The sequence below is a fragment of the Nonomuraea harbinensis genome, assembly GCF_019396385.1.
Taxonomy (GTDB): domain Bacteria; phylum Actinomycetota; class Actinomycetes; order Streptosporangiales; family Streptosporangiaceae; genus Nonomuraea; species Nonomuraea ferruginea.
On the sequence record NZ_JAHKRN010000002.1, the window covers coordinates 130,745 to 150,258 of the forward strand.

Sequence of the window (19,514 nt, forward strand, 5' to 3'; positions counted from 1 at the left end):
GGACAACGTCAGGAAGGAGAATGCGAGCTTGGCTCGGGTCCTCCGGAAGTAGCGCTGCATGTCAAAGCCCCTGATTCAGATCTCGATCTCGTACGGGAACGAGCAGACCAGAGGTTCCGGCAAGCTGTCCAATAGTGATATCGGTACCCCGTCGATATCGGGAACATCATGAGAGCAGGTAGGCGCGGCCTCGGACCGGCCTCATCCTGATCGACCGTCGTCCCCCAGATCGGTGGATCTCCTTCGCCATCGCCTGACCGGGAACCGCCGACCGGCTCGGTACGTATGACGACGTTGGGGAGAACAGGAGCATGGAGATCCGCATTCTCGGACCCGTCGAGGTCCGCAGGGACGGGGCGACGGTGCCGCTCGGCGGTGCGAAGCACCGTGCGCTGCTCGCGCTCCTGACGCTCAACGCCAACCGCGTCGTACCCCTCGACCGGCTGATCGCGGCGCTGTGGGGCGACGCCGTGCCCGCGACGGTCGCCAACCAGGTCCAGCAGGCGGTGTCCAAGCTGCGCCGGGTGCTGGGAGGGGACGCCACCGGAGCGTCCCCGCTCGTGCGCCGCTCGGCGGGTTATGTCCTGTGGCTGGACGAGGCGGCGAGCGATGTCGCGGCCTTCGAGCGCCTCGCCGAGCGTGGCCGCGCCGCGCTCGTCGAGGGCAGGCCGTCCGACGCCGCTCGTGACCTCGGCGCCGCGCTCGATCTGTGGCGAGGTCCGGCGTGCGGCGACACGACCGGCCCGCTGGTCATCCTCGAGCGGCCACGGCTTGAGGAGCGACGACTGGCCGTCCTGCACGACAGGATCGACGCCGATCTCGCGCTCGGCCGCCACGCGGAGCTGGCCGGCGAGCTGACGGCGCTGGTGGCCGGACATCCGCTGCGCGAGTCGTTACGCGAACGGCTCATGCTCGCGCTGTACAGGTCCGGCCGCCAGGCCGAGGCTCTGGAGGAGTACCAGCGGCTGTACCGCCTCCTCGACGAGGAGCTGGGGGTCCAGCCATGCCCGAGCGTGCGACGGCTGCACCGGCGGATGCTCGCCGGCGCACCCGATCTGGACGTCCCGCCGGCTTCGAGCCCACCGGCACCACCGGATCCGTCCGGCGGGCACGGGCTCAGGGAGACGCCGGTCGTCCCGCGCCAGCTTCCGGCGGGCACCGGTGACTTCGTCGGCCGGGACGAGCAGGTCAAGCTGCTCGACGGCCTGCTCCCCGACGCCGAGAGCCCCGCCCCGCGGGCCGTGGTGATCTCGGCCGTGTCCGGTACGGCCGGCATCGGCAAGACCGCGCTGGCGGTGCACTGGGCGCACCGGGTCGCCGGCCGTTTTCCCGACGGTCAGCTGTACGTGAACCTGAGGGGCTTCGACCCGGCCGGTCACGCGCTGACGCCGGCCGAATCGCTGCGCCGATGTCTCGACGCCCTCGGGGTATCACCGCGGCGGATCCCCGCCGACGTCGACGCCCAGGCAGGGCTCTACCGCAGCCTGCTGTCCGGCAAACGCGTGCTCGTCCTGCTGGACAATGCCCGGGACGAGGAACAGGTACGGCCCCTGCTCCCGGCCTCACCGGGTTGCCTCGCCTTGATCACCAGCCGCGACCGTCTTGCCGGCCTCGTCGCGACCGAGGCCGCCCGGCCGGTCAGTCTCGGCCTGCTCACCGGTGCCGAGGCGCGCGAGCTGCTCGCGCGCCGGCTCGGCCACGATCGGGTCGCCGCCGAGCCACAGGCCGTCGACACCATCGTCTCCCGCTGCGCGCGGCTCCCTCTCGCGCTGGCGGTGATGGCCGCCCGCGCCGCCGTCCAGCCCGGCTTCCCCTTGCGGGCGCTGGCCGGGCAGCTGTGCGACGCCCCGGCCGCCCTCGACGCCTTCGCGGGCACCGATCCCGCCACCGACCTCAGAGCGGTCTTCTCGCTCTCCTACACCAGGCTCCCGGCGGGCGCGGCCCGGCTCTTCCGGCTTCTGGCACTGCACCCGGGCCCGGACGTCTCCGTCGCCGCGGCCGCCGGGCTCGCCGGCGTGCCGGTCGCCGAGGTCCGGCCCCTGCTGAACACCCTCACCGCCGCCCAGCTGCTCGTCGAGCACCGTCCGGGCCGCTTCAGCTTCCACGACCTGCTCCGCGCCTACGCCGGCGAACTCGTCCGGGACCAGGAGACCGCCGCCGGATCGCGCGAGGCGCTGCGCCGGGTGCTCGACCACTACGCGCACACGGGCCATCGGGCGGCGCTGCTGATCAACCCGGCGCGCAGCGCGATCGAGTTCGGCGATCCCGCCCACGGGGTCACGGTTGACGAGCTCACCGACGACCGGCAGGCGCGGACCTGGTTCTCGGACGAGCGTCCCGCTCTGCTCGCGGCCGTCGGGCGGGCGGCGGCCGAGCGGTTCGACACCGCGGCGTGGCGGATCGCCTGGACTCTTGAGAACCACCTTGACTGGCAGGCTCAGTGGGACGACCTCGCCGGGACGCAGCGCGTCGCTCTCGCCGCGGCGGAGCGACTGGGCGATGTCCTCCAGCAGGTTCTGTCGCACCTGGCCCTGGGGTGCGCGCTCTGCAGCCTCGGCCGGTACGACGAGGCCCGGACCCATGCGGGGCGGGCCATGGAACTCGCGGCGGACCGCGCGGACGAGCGGGGGCAGGCGGAGGCGCACCACACGCTCGCCTGGATCCACGGGCAGCGCGGCGAGTTCGGCGAGGCCGTCCGTCACACGCGACTCGCCCTCGACCTGTACCGCGCCGCTGACATGCTGTTCGGGCAGGCCGAGGCGCTCGACGGGCTGGGCCGGCTGTACGCCGAGCTCGGCGAAGGCGACCGGGCCGTGCGATGCTGCCGGCAGGCGCTCGCCCTGTTCGAGCGGATCGGCGACCCCCGGGCGCAGGGCGGGGCCTGGGACAGTCTCGGGTACGCCCACCACCGTCTCGGCCGCCACGACGAGGCCGTCACCTGTTACCGCCGGGCCCTCGCTCTCCTGCGGACGGGGCTGGACCCCGTGACGGAGGCGGAGACGCTCGTTCACCTCGGTGACGCGTACGCGGCCCTGTGCGGCGACGAGCCGGCGCGACAGGCCTGGCGCGACGCGCTGGCCATCCTGGACGAGCTCGGCCACCCCGGCGCCGGACGAGTCCGCGCGAAGCTCCATACCGGCGACTGAGCCGCACTCCCCGGCACCCGCCGGGCACGAGCGTGCAAAGCCCGCGCATAAGCGTCGCGATAACCCCCGCGTCGCACACTGGTCCAGCCGGAGACCTCCGGGCGGATCACTGGACGAAATCGGGAGGACGAAGTCAGATGACCTGGTCGCGACGGATCCGTTCAACCGCGGGAGCCGCGCTCGGCGCCCTCACTCTTGTGCTCTTCACGGCGACCCCGTCCAGTGCGGAGGAGCATCGCCACTTCAACCTGGTCGCGCACAACGGGGTCGACTACGCGGGGAACTTCGCCGGGCCGGAGCCTCACCTTTCCGCGTGGCTCATCTTCCACTCCCAGAGGGAGGTGTTCCTCAGAGGACATGTTCACGACACGCAGGTCGACGGCTGGTGCGCGATGGTGTCGGTAACCGTCAACGACGGGTTCCCCGGTGCCGGCACCTTCCGCAGGGAGACCTGCGGTTACCTGACGAAGAAGTTCGTCGACGAGACCATCAACAAGACCCGCCTCTACACCATCAAAGTCGCGGTGGGCCTGCGTTATCCGCCCACCGGTCAGATCAGGTAGGGCGAGAGCGTGAAGTACCAGAACCCGTACTGGTGAACGTTTCTCCAGCGCTGATCGCCGGGAGTGCCTCGACGGGCGCTCCCGGCGCTCTTCCGGCGCATGCGTAGGCCCGCCGGGCCCGGGCAGGCGCTCCCGCATGAAGTCACGAGTTCTGACGAGTTCCGACGGCGTGAGCGTGCACGCGATCATCATGGACAAGGGCGACGAGGCCATGACCGAGCTGCAGCGCTGGGCGGAGGAGCACGAGGTCACGGCGGCCGCGCTCACCGCGATCGGCGCGTTCAGCGGCGCCACGCTCGGCTATTTCGACCCGGAGCGCGGCGGCTACCTCCGCATCCCCGTCAGGGAGCAGGTCGAGGTCCTGAGCCTGACCGGCGACATCGCGGTCGCCGACGGGCGCCCGCAGATCCACGCGCACGCGGTCGTCGGCCTGCGCGACGGCGCCACCCGGGGCGGCCACCTCCTGGAGGCCACGGTCTGGCCCACGCTGGAGGTCATCGTGCGGGAGTCGCCGGTCTGGCTGCGCAAGCGCCACGACCCCGAGACCGGCCTTTGCCTGATCGACCTGCCGTCGTCCGGCTGAGGCTCAGCCGGAACGCAGCTGCGAGATCTTGTCCTTGAACAGGGTGGAGGCGATGGACGCCCGGCGCGGCTGGCCGCGCAGGAACGCCTCCGCGAACTTCTTGGCCTGCTCGTAGGAGACCTTGCCCGGCATCGGCGGCTCGTCCGGATCCACGTCGACGTCCACCAGGGCCGGTCCGTCGTGCGCGAGCGCCGCGCGGACGGTCTCGTCCAGCTCGCCCGCCTCGGTGACCTTCCTGCCGAACCCGCCGCAGGAGCGCGCCCAGGCCGAGAAGTCGGCGACCGGCTCGGCGAAGCGGACGCCGTGCTCCGGGTAGCCGAGCACCATCTGCTCCCACAGGATCTGGCCGAGCGCGTTGTTGTTGTTGATGACCACCTTGATCGGCAGCCGGTACCGGACCGCCGTCAGGAACTCCGCCATCAGCATCGCGAAGCCGCCGTCGCCGACGAACGCGATCACCTGCCGGCCGGGGAACGCGTGCTGCATCGCGATCGCGTACGGCAGCCCGGGAGCCATCGTGGCCAGGTTGCCCGAGAGGTAGAAGCCGCGGTCGCCGCGGATGGTCCAGTGCCTGGCGGCCCAGGTGGCGATGGTGCCGGAGTCGCAGGTGAGGATCGCGTCGCCGGTCGCGGCCCGGTCGACGCAACTGATCAGGTACTGCGGCGCGATCGGTGAGCGCCGCGGCGACTCCAGCGCCCGCATGTCGGCGCGCCAGGCGTTCATCAGCTCGGTGTACCTGGCCAGGTGAGCGCGGTCGCCGGCGTGCTTGAGCAGCGGCAGCAGGGCGCGCAGGCCCTCCTTGGCGTCGCCGATCATCGGCACCTCGGTGGGCAGCCGCACGCCCGCCCTGACCGGGTCCGCCTCCAGCTGGACCACCCGCGCCGCCCCCGGCTCCGGCAGGTGCCTGGTGTAGGGGAAGTTGGTGCCGATCATGAACAGGGTGTCGCAGTCCTCGACGAGCTCCTCGCCGGGACGGGTGCCGAGCAGGCCGATCCCGCCCACCGCGTACGGCGAGTCGTCGGGGATGACGGCCTTGCCGGGCAGCGTCTTGATCACCGGTGCGCCGAGGGTCTCGGCCACGGCCAGCACCTCGGCGCGGGCGTGCAGGGCTCCGGCCCCGGCCAGGATCGCCGGGCGTTCGGCCCGGTTGAGCACGTCGGCGGCGGCCTGCAGGTCCTCGGCGCGGGGCACGCCGGGCGGGCTCAGGTAGACGGGGGCGGTGGCCGGCGGCCGCGCGGGCGCGACCTGCGGGTAGGGGTCGGCGCCCGCCTCGGCGATCTGCACGTCGTTCGGCAGGGTCAGGTGCGCGACCCCGCGCCGGGCGTAGGCGGTCCTGATCGCGATGTCCACGACGCCGGGCAGCTGGGCAGGGTTGTCGACGACGAGGTTGTACTCGGCGACGTCGGCGAACAGGTGCTGCAGGTGGACCTCCTGCTGGTAGCCGGTGCCCAGCACGCTCGTCTCCTGCATCCCGGTGATCGCCAGGACCGGCTGGTGGTCCAGCTTGGCGTCGTACAGGCCGTTGAGCAGGTGGATGCCGCCGGGGCCGCTGGTGGCCAGGCAGACGCCGATCCGGCCGGTGGCCTTGGCATGCCCGGCGGCCATGAACGCGGCCGCCTCCTCGTGGTGGACGAGCACGAACCGGACCCGGTCGGAGTGGCGCCGCAGGCCCTCCATGATGCCGTTGATGCCGTCGCCCGGTATCCCGAAGACCGTGTCGACGCCCCATTCGGCCAGGCGTTCGATGAGCAGTTCAGATGCGATCGTAGCCATACCTGCCGCAGTGCCCCACGGGGTCCACCCAAACATCGGGCAGGCGGGAAAGAAATTTCCGGATCGGCAGATATGTGGTGACCTGTTTCGTCGATCTGGAGCATTCATGCGCATGAGAAAGAGAGCCGGGGCGTTACTGCTCGTCACCGCGCTGCTCACCCCGGGACCGGCCGTCGCCGCGTCGCCGTCCCCCGTGACGGGGCCGCCCGCCTCGGTCCCGCGGACCGTCACGCTCATCAGCGGTGACCGGGTCACCGTCACCGGGGAACGCGGCGCGGTGATCGAGGCCGGCGAAGGGAGGAAGGGGATCACCTTCCTCACCGACGAGAGCCGCGGGCGTCTGCGCGTCGTCCCGAGCGACGCGATGCCGCTGCTCAAGGCCGGGCGGCTGGACGCCCGGCTGTTCGACGTGACCACCCTGCTGGAGTACGGCTACGACGACCGGCGGAAGGACCTCCCCCTCATCGTCACCGGGGCCGCTCAGCCCCGGACCATGGCCGGCACGGCGCTCCCCGCGATCGGCGGGTTCACGGTGCGGGCGGAGCGGGCGCACGCCACCCGTTTCTGGACGGACCTCACCCAGGAGGACGCCGGGGGAGCGGGGCTCCTGCGAAGCGGCAAGGCCAAGGTGTGGCTGGACGGGCTGCGCAAGGTGTCGCTGGACACCAGCGTCCCGCAGATCGGCGCGCCCGAGGCCTGGGCCAGGGGCTTCACCGGGGAAGGGGTCAAGGTCGCGGTGCTCGACACCGGGATCGACGCCGCCCACCCCGACCTGGCCGGCAAGGTGAGCGGCAGGAAGGACTTCACCGACGAGCCCGCCGAGCGGGACCCCGTCGGGCACGGCACCCACGTGGCCTCCACCATCGCCGGGAGCGGCGCGGCATCCGGCGGGAGCCACCGCGGCGTGGCCCCGGGCGTCACGTTGCTGGACGGCAGGGTGTGCGGCGCGATGGGCTTCTGCAAGGACTCGGCGATCCTGGCCGGCATGCAGTGGGCGGCGGAGCAGGGCGCCCGGGTGGTGAACATGAGCCTCGGCGGTCAGGACACGCCGGAGGAGGACCCGCTGGAGCAGGCGGTCGAGGCCCTCAGCGACCAGTACGGCACCCTCTTCGTGGTCGCCGCCGGCAACGGGGGGATGGAACGCCGGGTCAGCACCCCGGCCACGGCGGACGCCGCCCTGGCCGTGGGCGCGGTCGACAAGTCGGACGAGCCGGCCGACTTCTCCAACAGGGGGCCCGTGCCGGGCGACGGCGGGCTCAAACCGGACATCACCGCTCCCGGCGTGGACATCACGGCCGCGCGGGCGCAGGACAGCCCCGGCACCGGCTCCTACGTCGCCCTGACCGGCACCTCGATGGCCACGCCGCACGTGGCGGGCAGCGCGGCGCTGCTCGCGGGGCAGCACCCGGAGTGGAAGGGCGACCTGCTCAAGGCCGCGCTGATGGCCTCGGCCGAGCCGCACCCGGAGGCCGGCGTCTTCGTCCAGGGAGCGGGCCGGGTGAACGCGGCCCGCGCGACGGCACAGGCCGTGACGGCGCAGCCGCCAGGCCTGGGGTTCGGCATCCAGGCGTGGCCGCACGACGACGACCAGCCGATCGCCAGGAAGCTGGTCTACCGCAACTCGCTCACGACGCCCATCACGCTCACCCTGGAAGCCAGGGCGAGTGCGGCCTTCACGGTCAGCCCCGGCACGCTCACCGTGCCCGCCGGCGGGCAGGCCGAGGCGACCGTCGTCGCCGACACCCGTGGCGCCGACGTGCCCGACGGACTGCTGGGCGGCTACGTCGTGGCCACGGGGCCCGGCGGGGTGAGCGTGAGCACGCCGATCGGCGTGGAGAAGGAAGTCGAGAGCTACGACCTGACCGTGCGCCACACCGACCGGGCCGGCGCCGCCACCGGCGACTTCGAGATGTCGATCAGGCGGCTGGACGCCGCCGACCCGTCGATCGTGGTGTTCGGCGGGCAGAGCAGCCTCGTCATGCGGTTGCCCAAGGGCAGGTGGCAGGTCGACACCGTCGTCCTGGACGACGCGGGCGTCACCCTGCTCGTCCAGCCCGAGCTGGTGCTGGACCAGGACCGGACGGTCGAGGCCGATGCCAGGCTCGGCAGACCGCTCAAGGTGACCCCACCGAGAGCCGACGCGACACCGGATCTCAGCCAGGTCGTCCACCAGTGGCGGGGTGCCGACGGCCCGTCGGCCAGGGGATGGGTCGGCAGAGGGTTCGACCGGCGTTTCACCGCCCAGCTCGGGCCCGACCGCGAGTACGACGGCCTGCTGACCGAAGTGGCGGGAGAATGGACGGCGGGCACGGACGTCTACCGGGCGGCCTGGTTTCAGCCGGGGCGGATGGTGACGGGCTTCGAACGGTCGGTGGACCCCGGGAAGCTGGCGACCATCCGCATGGACTACGCCGGTCACCTGCCTGACGCGGAAGCCCTGGCGCCCGGCCGGGCCTGGCCACGCGACGGCAGCATCCCTTCCTACCTCGGCGGGACCTGGTTCACCACCCCCTCGGTGCGGACCGTACACGTCAACACCGACGAGGGCGTCCGCTGGCAGCACCTGCTGTACGAGTATGGCGCTGACGGGCGGCTCAACCTGTTCGAGTCCGGGTTCACGCACTACCGGGCGGGCCGGGTCACCACCGAGCACTGGAACCGGGGCGTGTTCGGTCCTTCCCTGCCGTCCGGGGACCAGCACGGCGACAGCGTCAGCCGCACCGGCGACGTCATCTCGGCCGATCCGCGGATGTTCGGCGACGGGCGGGGCTCGCTCGGCTCCTCGTCGCGGGCCACCGGGAAGACCACCCTCTACCGCGACGGCGTGCTCGCCGGCGAGGCGCCGTCGCTGACCGCGGACTTCCCCGTGCCCGCGGGGCGGGCGGCGTACCGGCTGGTCGCCGAGGCGGAGCGGGGGGCTCCGGCGACCCTGTCCACGCGCGTCTCCGTGGCCTGGACCTTCCGGTCCGGCGGCACGGACGCGCTGACCCGGCTGCCGGTGTCCGTGGTGAGCTTCACTCCCGAGCTCGACGCGTGGAACACCGCACCGGCCGGTCGGTCCTTCACGGTCCCGGTCAGCGTGCGCCCGCTGCCCGGCAGCACGGCGGGCCGCGCGCGGGACCTGTCCGTGGAGGTCTCCTACGACGACGGGGCCACCTGGTCGAAGGCGAAGGTCGCGCGGTCGAGGATCGTGCTGCGCCACCCGGACGGTGACGGGTTCGTGTCGCTGCGGGCCACGTCGACGGACACCTCCGGCAACTCCGTCGAGCAGACCGTGATCCGGGCGTACCGGATCGCCTCCGCGGCAAGCTGACAGCGAAGGCCGCCGGCCGGTGCGGGATCCCCCACCGGCCGGCGCGCCCCTCCCGGGGAAAGGCCTCGCGGTCATCGGGTGATACACCCGCGACCGGTACTTTCACTCGAAAGGCTCTCGATGACAGCCGCGCGAATCGAACGACCGCCGGACGAGTCGCTGGACGACTTCCCCGGCGTCTTCGACGCCCATTTCGACGAGCTGTTCAGGTACGTCTCCCACCGCCTCGGGCCCGCCCAGGCCGAGGACGTGGTGGCCGAGACGTTCCTGGTCGCGTTCCGCAAACAGGCCCGGTACGACCCCGCACGGGCGGCCGTCCGCACCTGGCTGTACGGCATCGCCACCAACCTGGTCAGCAAACATCGGCGGGCGGAGGTCAGAGGGCTCCGGGCGCGGCAGCGGCACGGGGCGGGCGGGAACGTCCCCGGGCCGGAGGAGCGCGTGGCCGACCGGGTCAGCGCGCAGAGCCTGCGGCCGGCGCTGGCCGCCGCCATCGCCTCGCTCGGCCGGGGCGAGCGCGACGTCCTGCTCCTCATGGCCCTCGCCGGACTGTCCCACCAGGAGATCGCCGCCGCGCTCGGCATCTCGTACGGCACGGTCGGCTCACGGCTGAGCCGGGCCAGAGCCAAGCTCCGCGCCGCCCTCGGCGACGCCAACCCGATGGAGGCCGACCATGGATGACCTGAGCGCGCTGGTGCGCGAGCTGTACGGCGACCCGCCCGCGGACCCGTTCGCCAGGGGACGGGTGGAGGCGCGTCTACAGGCGAGGACCAGGAGGCGCGTGCCGTGGAAGGCCGGCGTCGCCGGGCTCGCGGCGGCCATGGCGCTGGGCGCGGCGATCGTCGTGCCGAACCTGGGAACCCACGCGACCCGGGACACGTTCTCCGGGAACCCGATCCTGCTGACCGCCGCGACCATGGCCGAGGCGGCGCCGACGGGCTCGTACTGGCACGTCAAGCGGCTGTACACGATGCGCTGGGACAAGCTGTACGGCAGCGGGGGCAACACGTACCGGCTGGAGACCTCCAACCTGGCCGAGCAGTGGGTATCCACGGACGGGCGGGTCTGGTCCGGGCACAAGCGACTGGCCGCGCGGCCGCTCGACGAGGCGGCCTGGCGGCGCGACGGCGCGCCGACGGAGTGGAAGGCGGGGGACGGCGTCCACTCGACCACCCCCGGCGAGGGCCGGCTGACGGAGGTGGCGGGAGGGGGATCGTTCCGGTTCGGCGGCGAGGACCTGACGCCGGCGCAGCTGGCGGAGCTGCCGACAGACCCGGCGGCGCTGACCGAGCGGGCCCGCCGCGTGATCCGCGCGGACGGCGTCGAGGAGGGCTCCGTCTCCGACGTGGTGCCGACCACGCTGGCCACGCTGCTGTACGAGCTGCCCGCCGCCCCCGAGGTGCGGGCGGCCGCCTACCGGGCGCTGGCGACGCTGCCGCGGGTGACCGTCGAGGAGGGCGCGGAGGACCCCACGGGCAGGCCGGGCGTGTCGGTCTCGTTCCCGCTCCAGCACGACCAGCCCACCCGCGGCCGGCTGATCGTCGATCCAGGCACGTCGATGGTGCTCGCCTACGAGGTCACCGGCGCACCGGGCAAGGGAGACAGGACGGAGGTGGTCCTCGCCTCGGGCTGGACCGACGCCGAGCCCGCGCCCCCCACGACCGGGTGACGACCTGGGCCGAGGTGTCGATCCGGCGTCCATGGCGTTTCTGGATTGTTACCGGAAACAACAAACTACCCCTCCGAGAGGTCTTCCAAAGCAGGCTGTACCGGAATACGTTGCCGCAAACAACATTCATCCGGGCCCCTCCGGAAGAAAGGACCCTGCACCCATGCGCAAGGGGATCCTCAGTCTGACCGCCGCGGCGGCCGCACTAACTCTCGGTCTCACCGCCTGCGGGGGCGACGGCGGTCAGACCTCCACGACGACCTCGGCAGAGGCTTCGGCGGAGGCTTCACAGCCGGCCGCAGGCAAGATCGGCGTCATCCTGCCCGACAGCAAGTCGTCCGCACGCTGGGAGACGGCCGACCGGAAGTACCTGCAGGAGGCCTTCGAGGCCGCCGGCGTCGAGTACGACATCCAGAACGCGCAGAACGACAAGACCGCGTTCCAGACCATCGCCGACCAGATGATCACGAACGGCGCCACCGTCCTGATGATCGTCAACCTGGACAGCGGCACCGGCAAGACCGTGATCGACAAGGCCAGGTCGCAGGGCGTGGCCACCATCGACTACGACCGCCTGACGCTGGGCGGCAACGCCGCCTACTACGTCAGCTTCGACAACGAGAAGGTGGGCCAGCTCCAGGGCGAGGGCCTGTCGAAGTGCCTGGCCGACAAGGGCGCGGAGAAGCCCATCGTGGCCTACCTGAACGGCTCGCCGACCGACAACAACGCGACGCTGTTCAAGCAGGGCTACGACGGCGTGCTCAAGCCGAAGTTCGACTCCGGCGAGTACGTCAAGGGTCCCGAGCAGTCCGTGCCCGACTGGGACAACACGCAGGCCGGCACCCTCTTCGAGCAGATGCTCACCAGCGAGCCGAAGATCGCCGGCGTGCTCTCCGCCAACGACGGCCTCGGCAACGCGGCCATCACCGTGCTGAAGAAGAACAACCTCAACGGCAAGGTGCCGGTCACGGGCCAGGACGCCACCGTGCAGGGCCTGCAGAACATCCTCGCGGGCGACCAGTGCATGACCGTCTACAAGGCCGTCAAGAAGGAGGCCGACGCCGCCGCCAAGCTCGCGGTCGCGCTGGCCAAGGGCGAGAAGCCGGCCGCGAGCGGCAGCGTCAAGGACCCGGAGACGGGCCAGGACGTCCCCGCCGAGCTGCTGGACCCGCAGGCCATCTACGCCGAGAACGTCAAGGACGTGGTGGCCGACGGTTACGTGACCAAGGAAGAGCTGTGCACCGGCGACTTCGCCGACAAGTGCACCGAGGCGGGAATCCAGTAACAACCAGGCACCTCGTAGAACCGGTAGAAGGCACGGCTCGCGCTCAGGGGCGCGGGCCGTGCCCCTCGTGAGGGAGCCCCATGACCCCCCTGCTCGAAGTCCGCGGGATCGACAAAAGCTTCGGTCCCGTGCAAGTCCTGCACGACGTGGCGTTCTCGGCCAACGCCGGAGAGGTGACCGCACTGGTCGGCGACAACGGCGCCGGCAAGTCGACGCTGGTCAAGTGCATCGGCGGCATCTACCCGATCGACTCGGGCGAGATCCTGTTCGACGGCAAGCCGGTGCACGTGCACGGCCCGCGCGACGCGGCGGCGCTCGGCATCGAGATCGTCTACCAGGACCTGGCGCTCTGCGACAACCTCGACATCGTCCAGAACATGTTCCTCGGCCGCGAACGCCGCCGCGGCATCATGCTGGACGAGGCCGCGATGGAGGAACAGGCCCAGGAGACGCTCACCGGCCTGTCGGTCCGCACGGTCAAGTCGATCAGGCAGCAGGTCTCCAGCCTGTCCGGCGGCCAGCGCCAGACCGTCGCCATCGCCAAGGCCGTGCTGTGGAACAGCAAGGTCGTCATCCTCGACGAGCCCACCGCCGCGCTGGGCGTCGCCCAGACCGCGCAGGTGCTCGAACTGGTGCGGAGGCTGGCCGACAAGGGCCTGGCCGTCGTGCTCATCTCGCACAACATGAACGACGTGTTCGCGGTGTCCGACAGGATCGCGGCCCTCTACCTCGGCAGGATGGCCGCCCAGGTCCGCACCGCCGACGTGACTCACGCGCAGGTCGTCGAACTGATCACATCCGGCCGCAGCGGAGACCTGGGGATCACGCAATGAACAAGGTCAAAGAACTGCCCGGCGACGCGATCGCCGCCGCGAAGACGTCGCCGTCGATCGGCCTCAGCGTCCGCGCCTACGCCGAGCGGGTGCGCGGCGGGGACATGGGCGCGCTGCCCGCGGTGCTCGGGCTGATCGTGCTCTGCACGGTGTTCGCCGTCGCCCGGCCGGCCTTCCTCACGGCGATCAACTTCGCCAACCTGTTCACCCAGGGCGCCGCGATCACGGTCATCGCGATGGGCCTGGTGTTCGTGCTGCTCGTCGGCGAGATCGACCTGTCGGCCGGGTTCGCCAGCGGCGTCTGCGCGGCGGTGCTCGCGGTGACGCTCACCAGCCTGGGCCTGCCCTGGTACGTCTGCGTGCTGGCCGCGATCGTCACCGGCGTGGTCATCGGCGTCACGCTCGGCGGCCTGGTGGCCAAGGTGGGCATCCCGTCGTTCGTGGTCACGCTGGCCGCGTTCCTCGCCTTCCAGGGCCTGGTGCTGGTGCTGGTCAGGGAAGGCACGAACATCTCGATCAGGGACGACGTGATCGTCGCGATCGCCACCAGGAACCTGCCGCCGTGGCTCGGCTGGGCCCTGTTCGCGGTCTGCGTGGCGGTCTACGCGGGCATCCAGCTCCTCCGGGCCAGGAAGCGCACCACGCGCGGCCTGGTGGCCGACCCGATGTCGCTGATCGCCGCCCGGGTGGGGGCGCTCGTGGTCATCGGCGGCCTCGCGGTGTACGTGCTCAACCTGGAGCGCAGCCGCAACCCGCTGCTCACCTCGCTGACCGGTGTGCCGATCGTGGTGCCGATCATCCTGGCGCTGCTGGTGCTGTGGACGTTCGTGCTGCACCGTACCGCGTTCGGCCGGCACATCTACGCGGTCGGCGGGAACCCGGAGGCGGCCCGCAGGGCCGGCATCCCGGTGGACCGGATCAAGGTCGCCGCGTTCGTCATCTGCTCCTCGATGGCCGCGGTCGGCGGCATCATCGCCGCCTCGCGGGCCAGCTCCGTCGACCCGAACACCGGCGGCAGCTCGGTGCTGCTCTACGCGGTGGGCGCCGCCGTCATCGGCGGGACCAGCCTGTTCGGCGGCAAGGGCAGGGTGCTCGACGCCATACTCGGCGGCGCCGTGGTGGCGGTCATCGAGAACGGGATGGGCCTGATGGGGTACGGAGCGAGTGTGAAGTATCTGGTCACCGGATCGGTGCTGCTGCTCGCCGCGGGCGTGGACGCCATCGCGCGCAAACGGGCCTCCGCCGCTGGTCTAAGGTGATCAGCGACTTCCACCCGTTGAAGGAACCACAGCCTATGCGTGCCGGTCCGTCCCAGGAGGACATCAGGCGCCACAACCTCGGCGCGCTGCTGCGTCATGTCCATCTGGGCGGGCCGATCTCGCGCGCCGAGCTCACCTCCAGGATGGGGCTCAACCGCAGCACCATCATGGCGCTCACCTCCGACCTGACGGCGGCCGGGCTGGTACGCGAGGAGCTGCCGCGCGAGACCGGCCGCGCCGGGCGGCCCTCCCTGGTGGTCCGTCCCGAGTCGTCGCGGGTGTACGTGTTCGCGTTCGACGTGGGGCCCGACCGGCTGGTGGCCGCCCGCGTCGGGCTGGGCGGGGTGATCCTCGACCGGCGGGAGCTGCCACGCCGGCGCGGCCCGTTCGAGCTGCCGGAGCTGGTCGGCGCGCTGGCCGGGTTCGCCCGGCAGATGCGACGCAAGACCAGGCCCGACACCGTGTGCGTGGGCGCCGCCGCGGCCGTGGCCGGCGGGGTGCGCAAGGGCGACGGCGTCATCACCTTCGGCCCCAACCTGATGAAACCTCACCAGGAGGTGCCGTTCGGTGAGGAACTGGGCCGCAGGCTCGGCCTCGGCCTGCCGGTGAGCGTGGGCAACGACGCCAACCTGGGCGCGCTGGCCGAGCACAGCCGCGGCCTGGGCGTGTCCGTCAAGGACCTCATCTACCTGCACGGCGACGTCGGCATCGGCGGCGGCATCATCGCGGGCGGCCACCTGCTCGGCGGCCACGACGGCTACGGCGGCGAGGTCGGCCACATGGTCGTCAACCCCGGCGGCCGGGCGTGCGGCTGCGGCTCGCACGGCTGCCTGGAGGCCGAGGTGGGGGAGCGGGCGCTGCTGGAGGCGGCGGGCCGGGCCAAGGCGGACCAGAACGGGGACGCCCAGCAGGGCAAGCACGGCCGGGAGGCGGTGCGCGCCGTCGTCGACGCCGCCGACCGGGGCGACATCGTGGCCCAGGAGGCGCTCAAGCGGGTCGGCGACTGGCTCGGCCTGGGCGTCGCCAACCTGATCAACATCTTCAACCCGGAGATGGTCATCTTCGGCGGCATGCTGAGGGAGATCTACCTCGGCTCGGCGGCGCGGGTGCGCAGCCAGCTGACCCTGCACGCCATGACCCCCCAGCGCGAGCGGCTGCGGCTGCGCACCTCGGCACTGGCCGACGACGCGACGCTGGTGGGCGCGGCCGAGCTGGCCTTCGCCCACGTCCTCGCGGACCCGCTGGAGGTGCTGGCCAGGGCGGGCGGCTAGGCGACCCGCGCGTTCGGCGCCGTCCAGGTGTTGCAGGCGCCGGCCGAGCCGGCGTCGTAGCCGCGGTCCTGCCAGTAGGCGAGGTTGCGCGGCTTGCCGTGGATCTCGCTCTCGCGGCTCCGCTTCACCCCGTCGATCCACTGCGCCCAGGTGATGTCGGAGTTGAGCGTGTCGAGCGTGGACCGGTAGAACACGCCGGCGAAGCACTCGGCCTGCATCTCCAGCCGGCGGCTCAGCGCCGCGCGCCGGGTCTTGCCGGAGCGCCAGTAGAGCGTGTTCTGCGCGTCCAGGATGCCGGTGAGCTCCTGTACGTGGTGGCCCCACTCGTGCGCGACCGAGTGCGCGAGGTTCAGCTTGATCTGGTCGCGCAGGTCACGCTTCATGATCCGGATCGCGACGGTGCGCTGCTGCGGGCAGTACTGCGCGCCGTTGGTGGTGATCTTCCCGCAGACCGAGCGGCTTCCGGTCGTGATCTGCAGCTTGGGCGGGCTGTAGCGCAGGCCCGCGGCCTTGAACCGGGCGGCCCAGAAGCGGTTGGCGCACCGGGCCAGCTCCTGCTGGAACCTCTTCACCGAGGCGGCGCTGCCCGGCCTGACCTCGGAGGTCGCGCAGGACATGGGGGCCGCGGTGCCCGACCGGTAGATCTTGTTCTTGGTGAGGACGGCCGGCAGCGCGGCGGTCGCGGTGGTGCTCGCGGCCGCCGCGCTGCTCGCCGTACCCGTGAGGCCCAGACCCGCGATCATGCAGGACGCCACTGCGATAAGGGGAATACGCACGATCGCGGATCTTAGACCAGTTCATGGTGTTTTGTTTACGCAACCTTGGCATTCGGCCGCGGAAGGCACGGCCGCGCCCGGTGACGCGGCCGTGTGTCAGGACGTCAGGCGACCGCCCTGGAGGACGCCTTCCAGGTGTTGCAGGAGCCCGGCTGCGCGGAGTTGTAGCCCCGCTCCATCCAGGCCGCCTGGCTCCGGCCCTTGCCGTGGTCGTTCTGCGCCCAGCCCTTGTGGCCGTTCTCGCGGAACCAGTTCACGGTGTGGTCCCAGTGCTCCTGGGGAACCGGCAGCGAGTGGGCGATCGTCCGCATGAAGACGGCGGAGAAGCACTCGGCCTGGAGCTCGTGGCGGCGCGACAGCTGCAGCTGGGCCGAGCGGCTGGCCCGCTGCCTGGCCTGGAAGTAGTAGTTCGAGATGCCGGCCAGCTGCTGGACGTGGTGGCCGTACTCGTGGGCCATCAGCCGGGCGATGCCGACCGCGAACGGGTCGCGCAGCTCGCGCTTGGTGATCAGCATGTACATGGTGCGGTCGGCGCTGCAGTACACGCCGGCGGCGCCCGAGACCCAGCGCCCGCAGGCGTTGTTGACCTTCCTGGTGACGATGCGCAGCCTCGGCTTGCTGAAGCGCAGGTTCGCCTTGCGGAACTGGGTGGCCCACGCCTTGTTCAGGCAGTTCGTCATCCGCTGGAGGAAGCGCTTGTACGCGGCCGTGCTGCCCCGCCGGATCTCGCCCGGCGAGCAGTTGGTGGCGGCCAGGCGGCCGGTCCGGTAGAGCCGGCTGTTCGTGGCCGCGGACTTCGGAGCGGCCTGCAGGGCCGCGACCTGCTGCGCCGCCGCGGGCCGGCTCGTGACCTGCTGGACCCCGGGCTGTGCGCTGTGCGTCTGTGCGACCGCCGTCCCCGTGCCGGCCAGCGTGATGACCACGCCGGCTGCCGTGAGTGACGCCAGTTTCTTCATGGGGAGAGTGTTCATAATGTGCCAAAGACTAGGTCAAGAGCTGACAAATGTGGGTGGATTTAAGTCGATGGGTCTAGTGCGGCATCGGCGAACTAGACTCGTCCCAGTCGGCGAACAAGAGCAGAGGGGAGCCGGATCCGTGAGCGGGTTGCTGGGCTCGATCAAGGGACCGCACGACGTCAAACGGCTCGCGGCGGGAGACCTGCCGCTGCTGGCGGGTGAGATTCGCGACCTGCTCGTCGACTCGTGCGCGCGCTTCGGCGGCCACCTCGGCCCCAACCTCGGTGTGGTGGAACTCACCATCGCTATCCACCGCGTCTTCGACTCGCCGCGCGACCCGGTCATCTGGGACACCGGTCATCAGGCGTACGTGCACAAGCTGCTCACCGGCCGGGTGGCCGGCTTCGGCGCGCTCAAGCAGGAGGGCGGCCTGTCGGGCTACCCCAGCCAGGCCGAGTCCGAGCACGACTTCGTGGAGAACTCCCACGCCTCCACCGCCCTGTCCTACGCCGACGGCCTGGCCAAGGCGTTCAAGCTGCGCGGCGAGCGCGACCGCACCGCCGTCGCGGTGATCGGCGACGGCGCGCTCACCGGCGGCATGGCCTGGGAGGCGCTCAACAACATCGCCGCCGTCAAGGACCTGCCGGTCGTCATCGTGGTCAACGACAACGGGCGCTCCTACTCGCCGACCATCGGCGGCCTCGCCTCCCACCTGTCGTCGCTGCGCGTCGACCGCCGCTACGAGGACGCGCTGGAGTTCGTGAAGGAGAAGCTCGGGAACGTTCCCGTGCTCTACGACGCCCTCCACGGCCTCAAGAAGGGCGTCAAGGACGCCATCGCCCCGCAGGTCATGTTCGAGGACCTCGGCCTCAAGTACGTCGGCCCCATCGACGGCCACGACGAGCAGGCCATGGAGGCGGCGCTGCGCCGGGCCCGCGGCTTCCGCGGCCCGGTCATCGTGCACGCGCTCACCCAGAAGGGCCGCGGCTACAGCCCGGCGGAGAACCACGACGAGGACCAGTTCCACTCGCCGGGCGCCTTCGACCGCGCCACCGGCGCCGAGAAGCCCAAGGGCCGCATCTGGACCGACGTGTTCAGCGACGAGCTGGTCCGGCTCGGCAAGGAGCGCGAGGACGTGGTCGCGATCACCGCCGCGATGCTCCACCCGACCGGCCTGGCGCGCTTCGCCGACGCCTTCCCCGACCGCACCTACGACGTCGGCATCGCCGAGCAGCACGCCCTGACCAGCGCTGCCGGTCTGGCCATGGGCGGACTCCACCCGGTCGTGGCCGTCTACGCCACCTTCCTCAACCGCGCCTTCGACCAGCTCCTCATGGACGTCGCCCTGCACCGGCTGCCCGTCACCGTGGCGCTCGACCGGGCCGGCGTGACCGGCGACGACGGCGCCAGCCACAACGGCATGTGGGACCTCTCCATCCTCCAGGTCGTGCCCGGCCTGCGGCTCGCCGTCCCGCGCGACGGCGAGCGGCTGACCGAGCTGCTGCGCGAGGCGGTGGCCGTCACCGACGGGCCGACCGTGCTGCGCTTCCCCAAGGGCCCCGTCGCCGAGGCGATCGAGCCCGTACGCAAGCTCGGCGGCATGGACGTCCTGCGCGACCCCGACACCTCCGACCCCGACGTGCTGCTGGTCGGCGTGGGCCCGATGGCGCACGTCTGCCTGGAGGCCGCCACCCTCCTCGACGCGCAGGGCATCAGCGCCACGGTGGTCGACCCGCGCTGGGTCAAGCCGCTCGACGAGGCCCTGATCGGCGCGGCGGCCGGACGCCGGCTCGTCGCCGTCGTCGAGGACAACGGCCGGGTCGGCGGCGTGGGCGACGCGGTCTCGCGGCTGCTGCGCGACGCCGACGTCGACGTGCCCGTGCGCAACTTCGGCATCCCGCAGCGCTTCCTCGACCACGCCAAGCGGGCCGTCATCCTCGGCCGGATCGGGCTCAACGGCCAGGACCTCGCCCGCCAGATCACCGAGGCGGTCGCCAAGCGCAGCTCGCAGGTCGTCAGTCCTTCGTAGGAGAGCCTTCCCGGGTTACGCTCACGTGAGATTCCGCACCTCGCATGATCGCCCCGGA

At 71.7% G+C, this 19,514-nt stretch carries 14 protein-coding genes; 11 read left to right on the forward strand and 3 right to left on the reverse strand.

Features of this window, described 5'->3' with window-relative positions:
* Positions 1-311 precede the first annotated feature (311 nt).
* The 3 genes from KME79_RS02550 (at position 312) to KME79_RS02560 (ending at position 4,292) form a co-directional block, all read left to right on the forward strand.
* Positions 312-3,146, forward strand: coding sequence for an AfsR/SARP family transcriptional regulator (locus KME79_RS02550; protein WP_219543152.1), 2,835 nt, complete (start codon positions 312-314; stop codon positions 3,144-3,146).
* Positions 3,147-3,283: 137 nt separating this feature from the next.
* Complete coding sequence (locus KME79_RS02555; RefSeq protein WP_219543153.1) at positions 3,284-3,709, forward strand: hypothetical protein; 426 nt, start codon at positions 3,284-3,286, stop codon at positions 3,707-3,709.
* Between the two features lie 136 nt (positions 3,710-3,845).
* Entirely contained in the window at positions 3,846-4,292 is a 447-nt protein-coding gene (locus KME79_RS02560) for a PPC domain-containing DNA-binding protein (protein ID WP_219543154.1), read from the forward strand.
* A gap of 3 nt (positions 4,293-4,295) precedes the next feature.
* Here the strand turns inward: KME79_RS02560 and KME79_RS02565 are convergent, their stop codons facing one another.
* On the reverse strand, positions 4,296-6,065 hold the full coding sequence (locus tag KME79_RS02565; protein WP_219543155.1) for a thiamine pyrophosphate-dependent enzyme: 1,770 nt from the start codon (positions 6,063-6,065) through the stop codon (positions 4,296-4,298).
* Positions 6,066-6,177: 112 nt separating this feature from the next.
* Between KME79_RS02565 and KME79_RS46115 the strand changes: the two genes are divergently transcribed.
* The 7 genes from KME79_RS46115 to KME79_RS02600 all read left to right on the forward strand — a co-directional run bounded on the left by KME79_RS46115 (position 6,178) and on the right by KME79_RS02600 (position 15,695).
* Positions 6,178-9,378, forward strand: coding sequence for a S8 family peptidase (locus KME79_RS46115; protein ID WP_219543156.1), 3,201 nt, complete (start codon positions 6,178-6,180; stop codon positions 9,376-9,378).
* A gap of 120 nt (positions 9,379-9,498) precedes the next feature.
* The gene (locus KME79_RS02575; protein WP_219543157.1) at positions 9,499-10,059 is read left to right on the forward strand and encodes an RNA polymerase sigma factor; all 561 of its coding nucleotides are present in this window, start codon (positions 9,499-9,501) and stop codon (positions 10,057-10,059) included.
* Positions 10,052-11,047, forward strand: a complete 996-nt coding sequence (locus tag KME79_RS02580) for a CU044_5270 family protein (RefSeq protein WP_219543158.1) — start codon at positions 10,052-10,054, stop codon at positions 11,045-11,047. The genes KME79_RS02575 and KME79_RS02580 overlap by 8 nt, the downstream gene beginning before the upstream one ends.
* A 163-nt stretch (positions 11,048-11,210) precedes the next feature.
* Positions 11,211-12,332, forward strand: a complete 1,122-nt coding sequence (locus KME79_RS02585; RefSeq protein WP_219543159.1) for a sugar ABC transporter substrate-binding protein — start codon at positions 11,211-11,213, stop codon at positions 12,330-12,332.
* Between the two features lie 80 nt (positions 12,333-12,412).
* The gene (locus KME79_RS02590; RefSeq protein ID WP_148030340.1) at positions 12,413-13,165 is read left to right on the forward strand and encodes an ATP-binding cassette domain-containing protein; all 753 of its coding nucleotides are present in this window, start codon (positions 12,413-12,415) and stop codon (positions 13,163-13,165) included.
* The gene (locus KME79_RS02595; RefSeq protein WP_219543160.1) at positions 13,162-14,424 is read left to right on the forward strand and encodes a sugar ABC transporter permease; all 1,263 of its coding nucleotides are present in this window, start codon (positions 13,162-13,164) and stop codon (positions 14,422-14,424) included. Before KME79_RS02590 ends, KME79_RS02595 begins: the two co-directional genes overlap by 4 nt.
* Before the next feature lie 35 nt (positions 14,425-14,459).
* Entirely contained in the window at positions 14,460-15,695 is a 1,236-nt protein-coding gene (locus tag KME79_RS02600; RefSeq protein ID WP_219543161.1) for an ROK family transcriptional regulator, read from the forward strand.
* On the opposite strand, the gene KME79_RS02605 is transcribed toward KME79_RS02600, so the two are convergent.
* Complete coding sequence (locus KME79_RS02605; RefSeq protein WP_219543162.1) at positions 15,692-16,471, reverse strand: neutral zinc metallopeptidase; 780 nt, start codon at positions 16,469-16,471, stop codon at positions 15,692-15,694. The two genes, KME79_RS02600 and KME79_RS02605, sit on opposite strands and share 4 nt — an antisense overlap.
* 104 nt (positions 16,472-16,575) lie before the next feature.
* On the reverse strand, positions 16,576-17,427 hold the full coding sequence (locus KME79_RS02610; RefSeq protein ID WP_219543163.1) for a neutral zinc metallopeptidase: 852 nt from the start codon (positions 17,425-17,427) through the stop codon (positions 16,576-16,578).
* 148 nt (positions 17,428-17,575) lie between these two features.
* On the opposite strand from KME79_RS02610, the gene dxs reads away from it, so the two are divergent.
* Positions 17,576-19,456, forward strand: coding sequence for a 1-deoxy-D-xylulose-5-phosphate synthase (dxs, locus tag KME79_RS02615; protein ID WP_246639193.1), 1,881 nt, complete (start codon positions 17,576-17,578; stop codon positions 19,454-19,456).
* Positions 19,457-19,514: the final 58 nt, after the last annotated feature.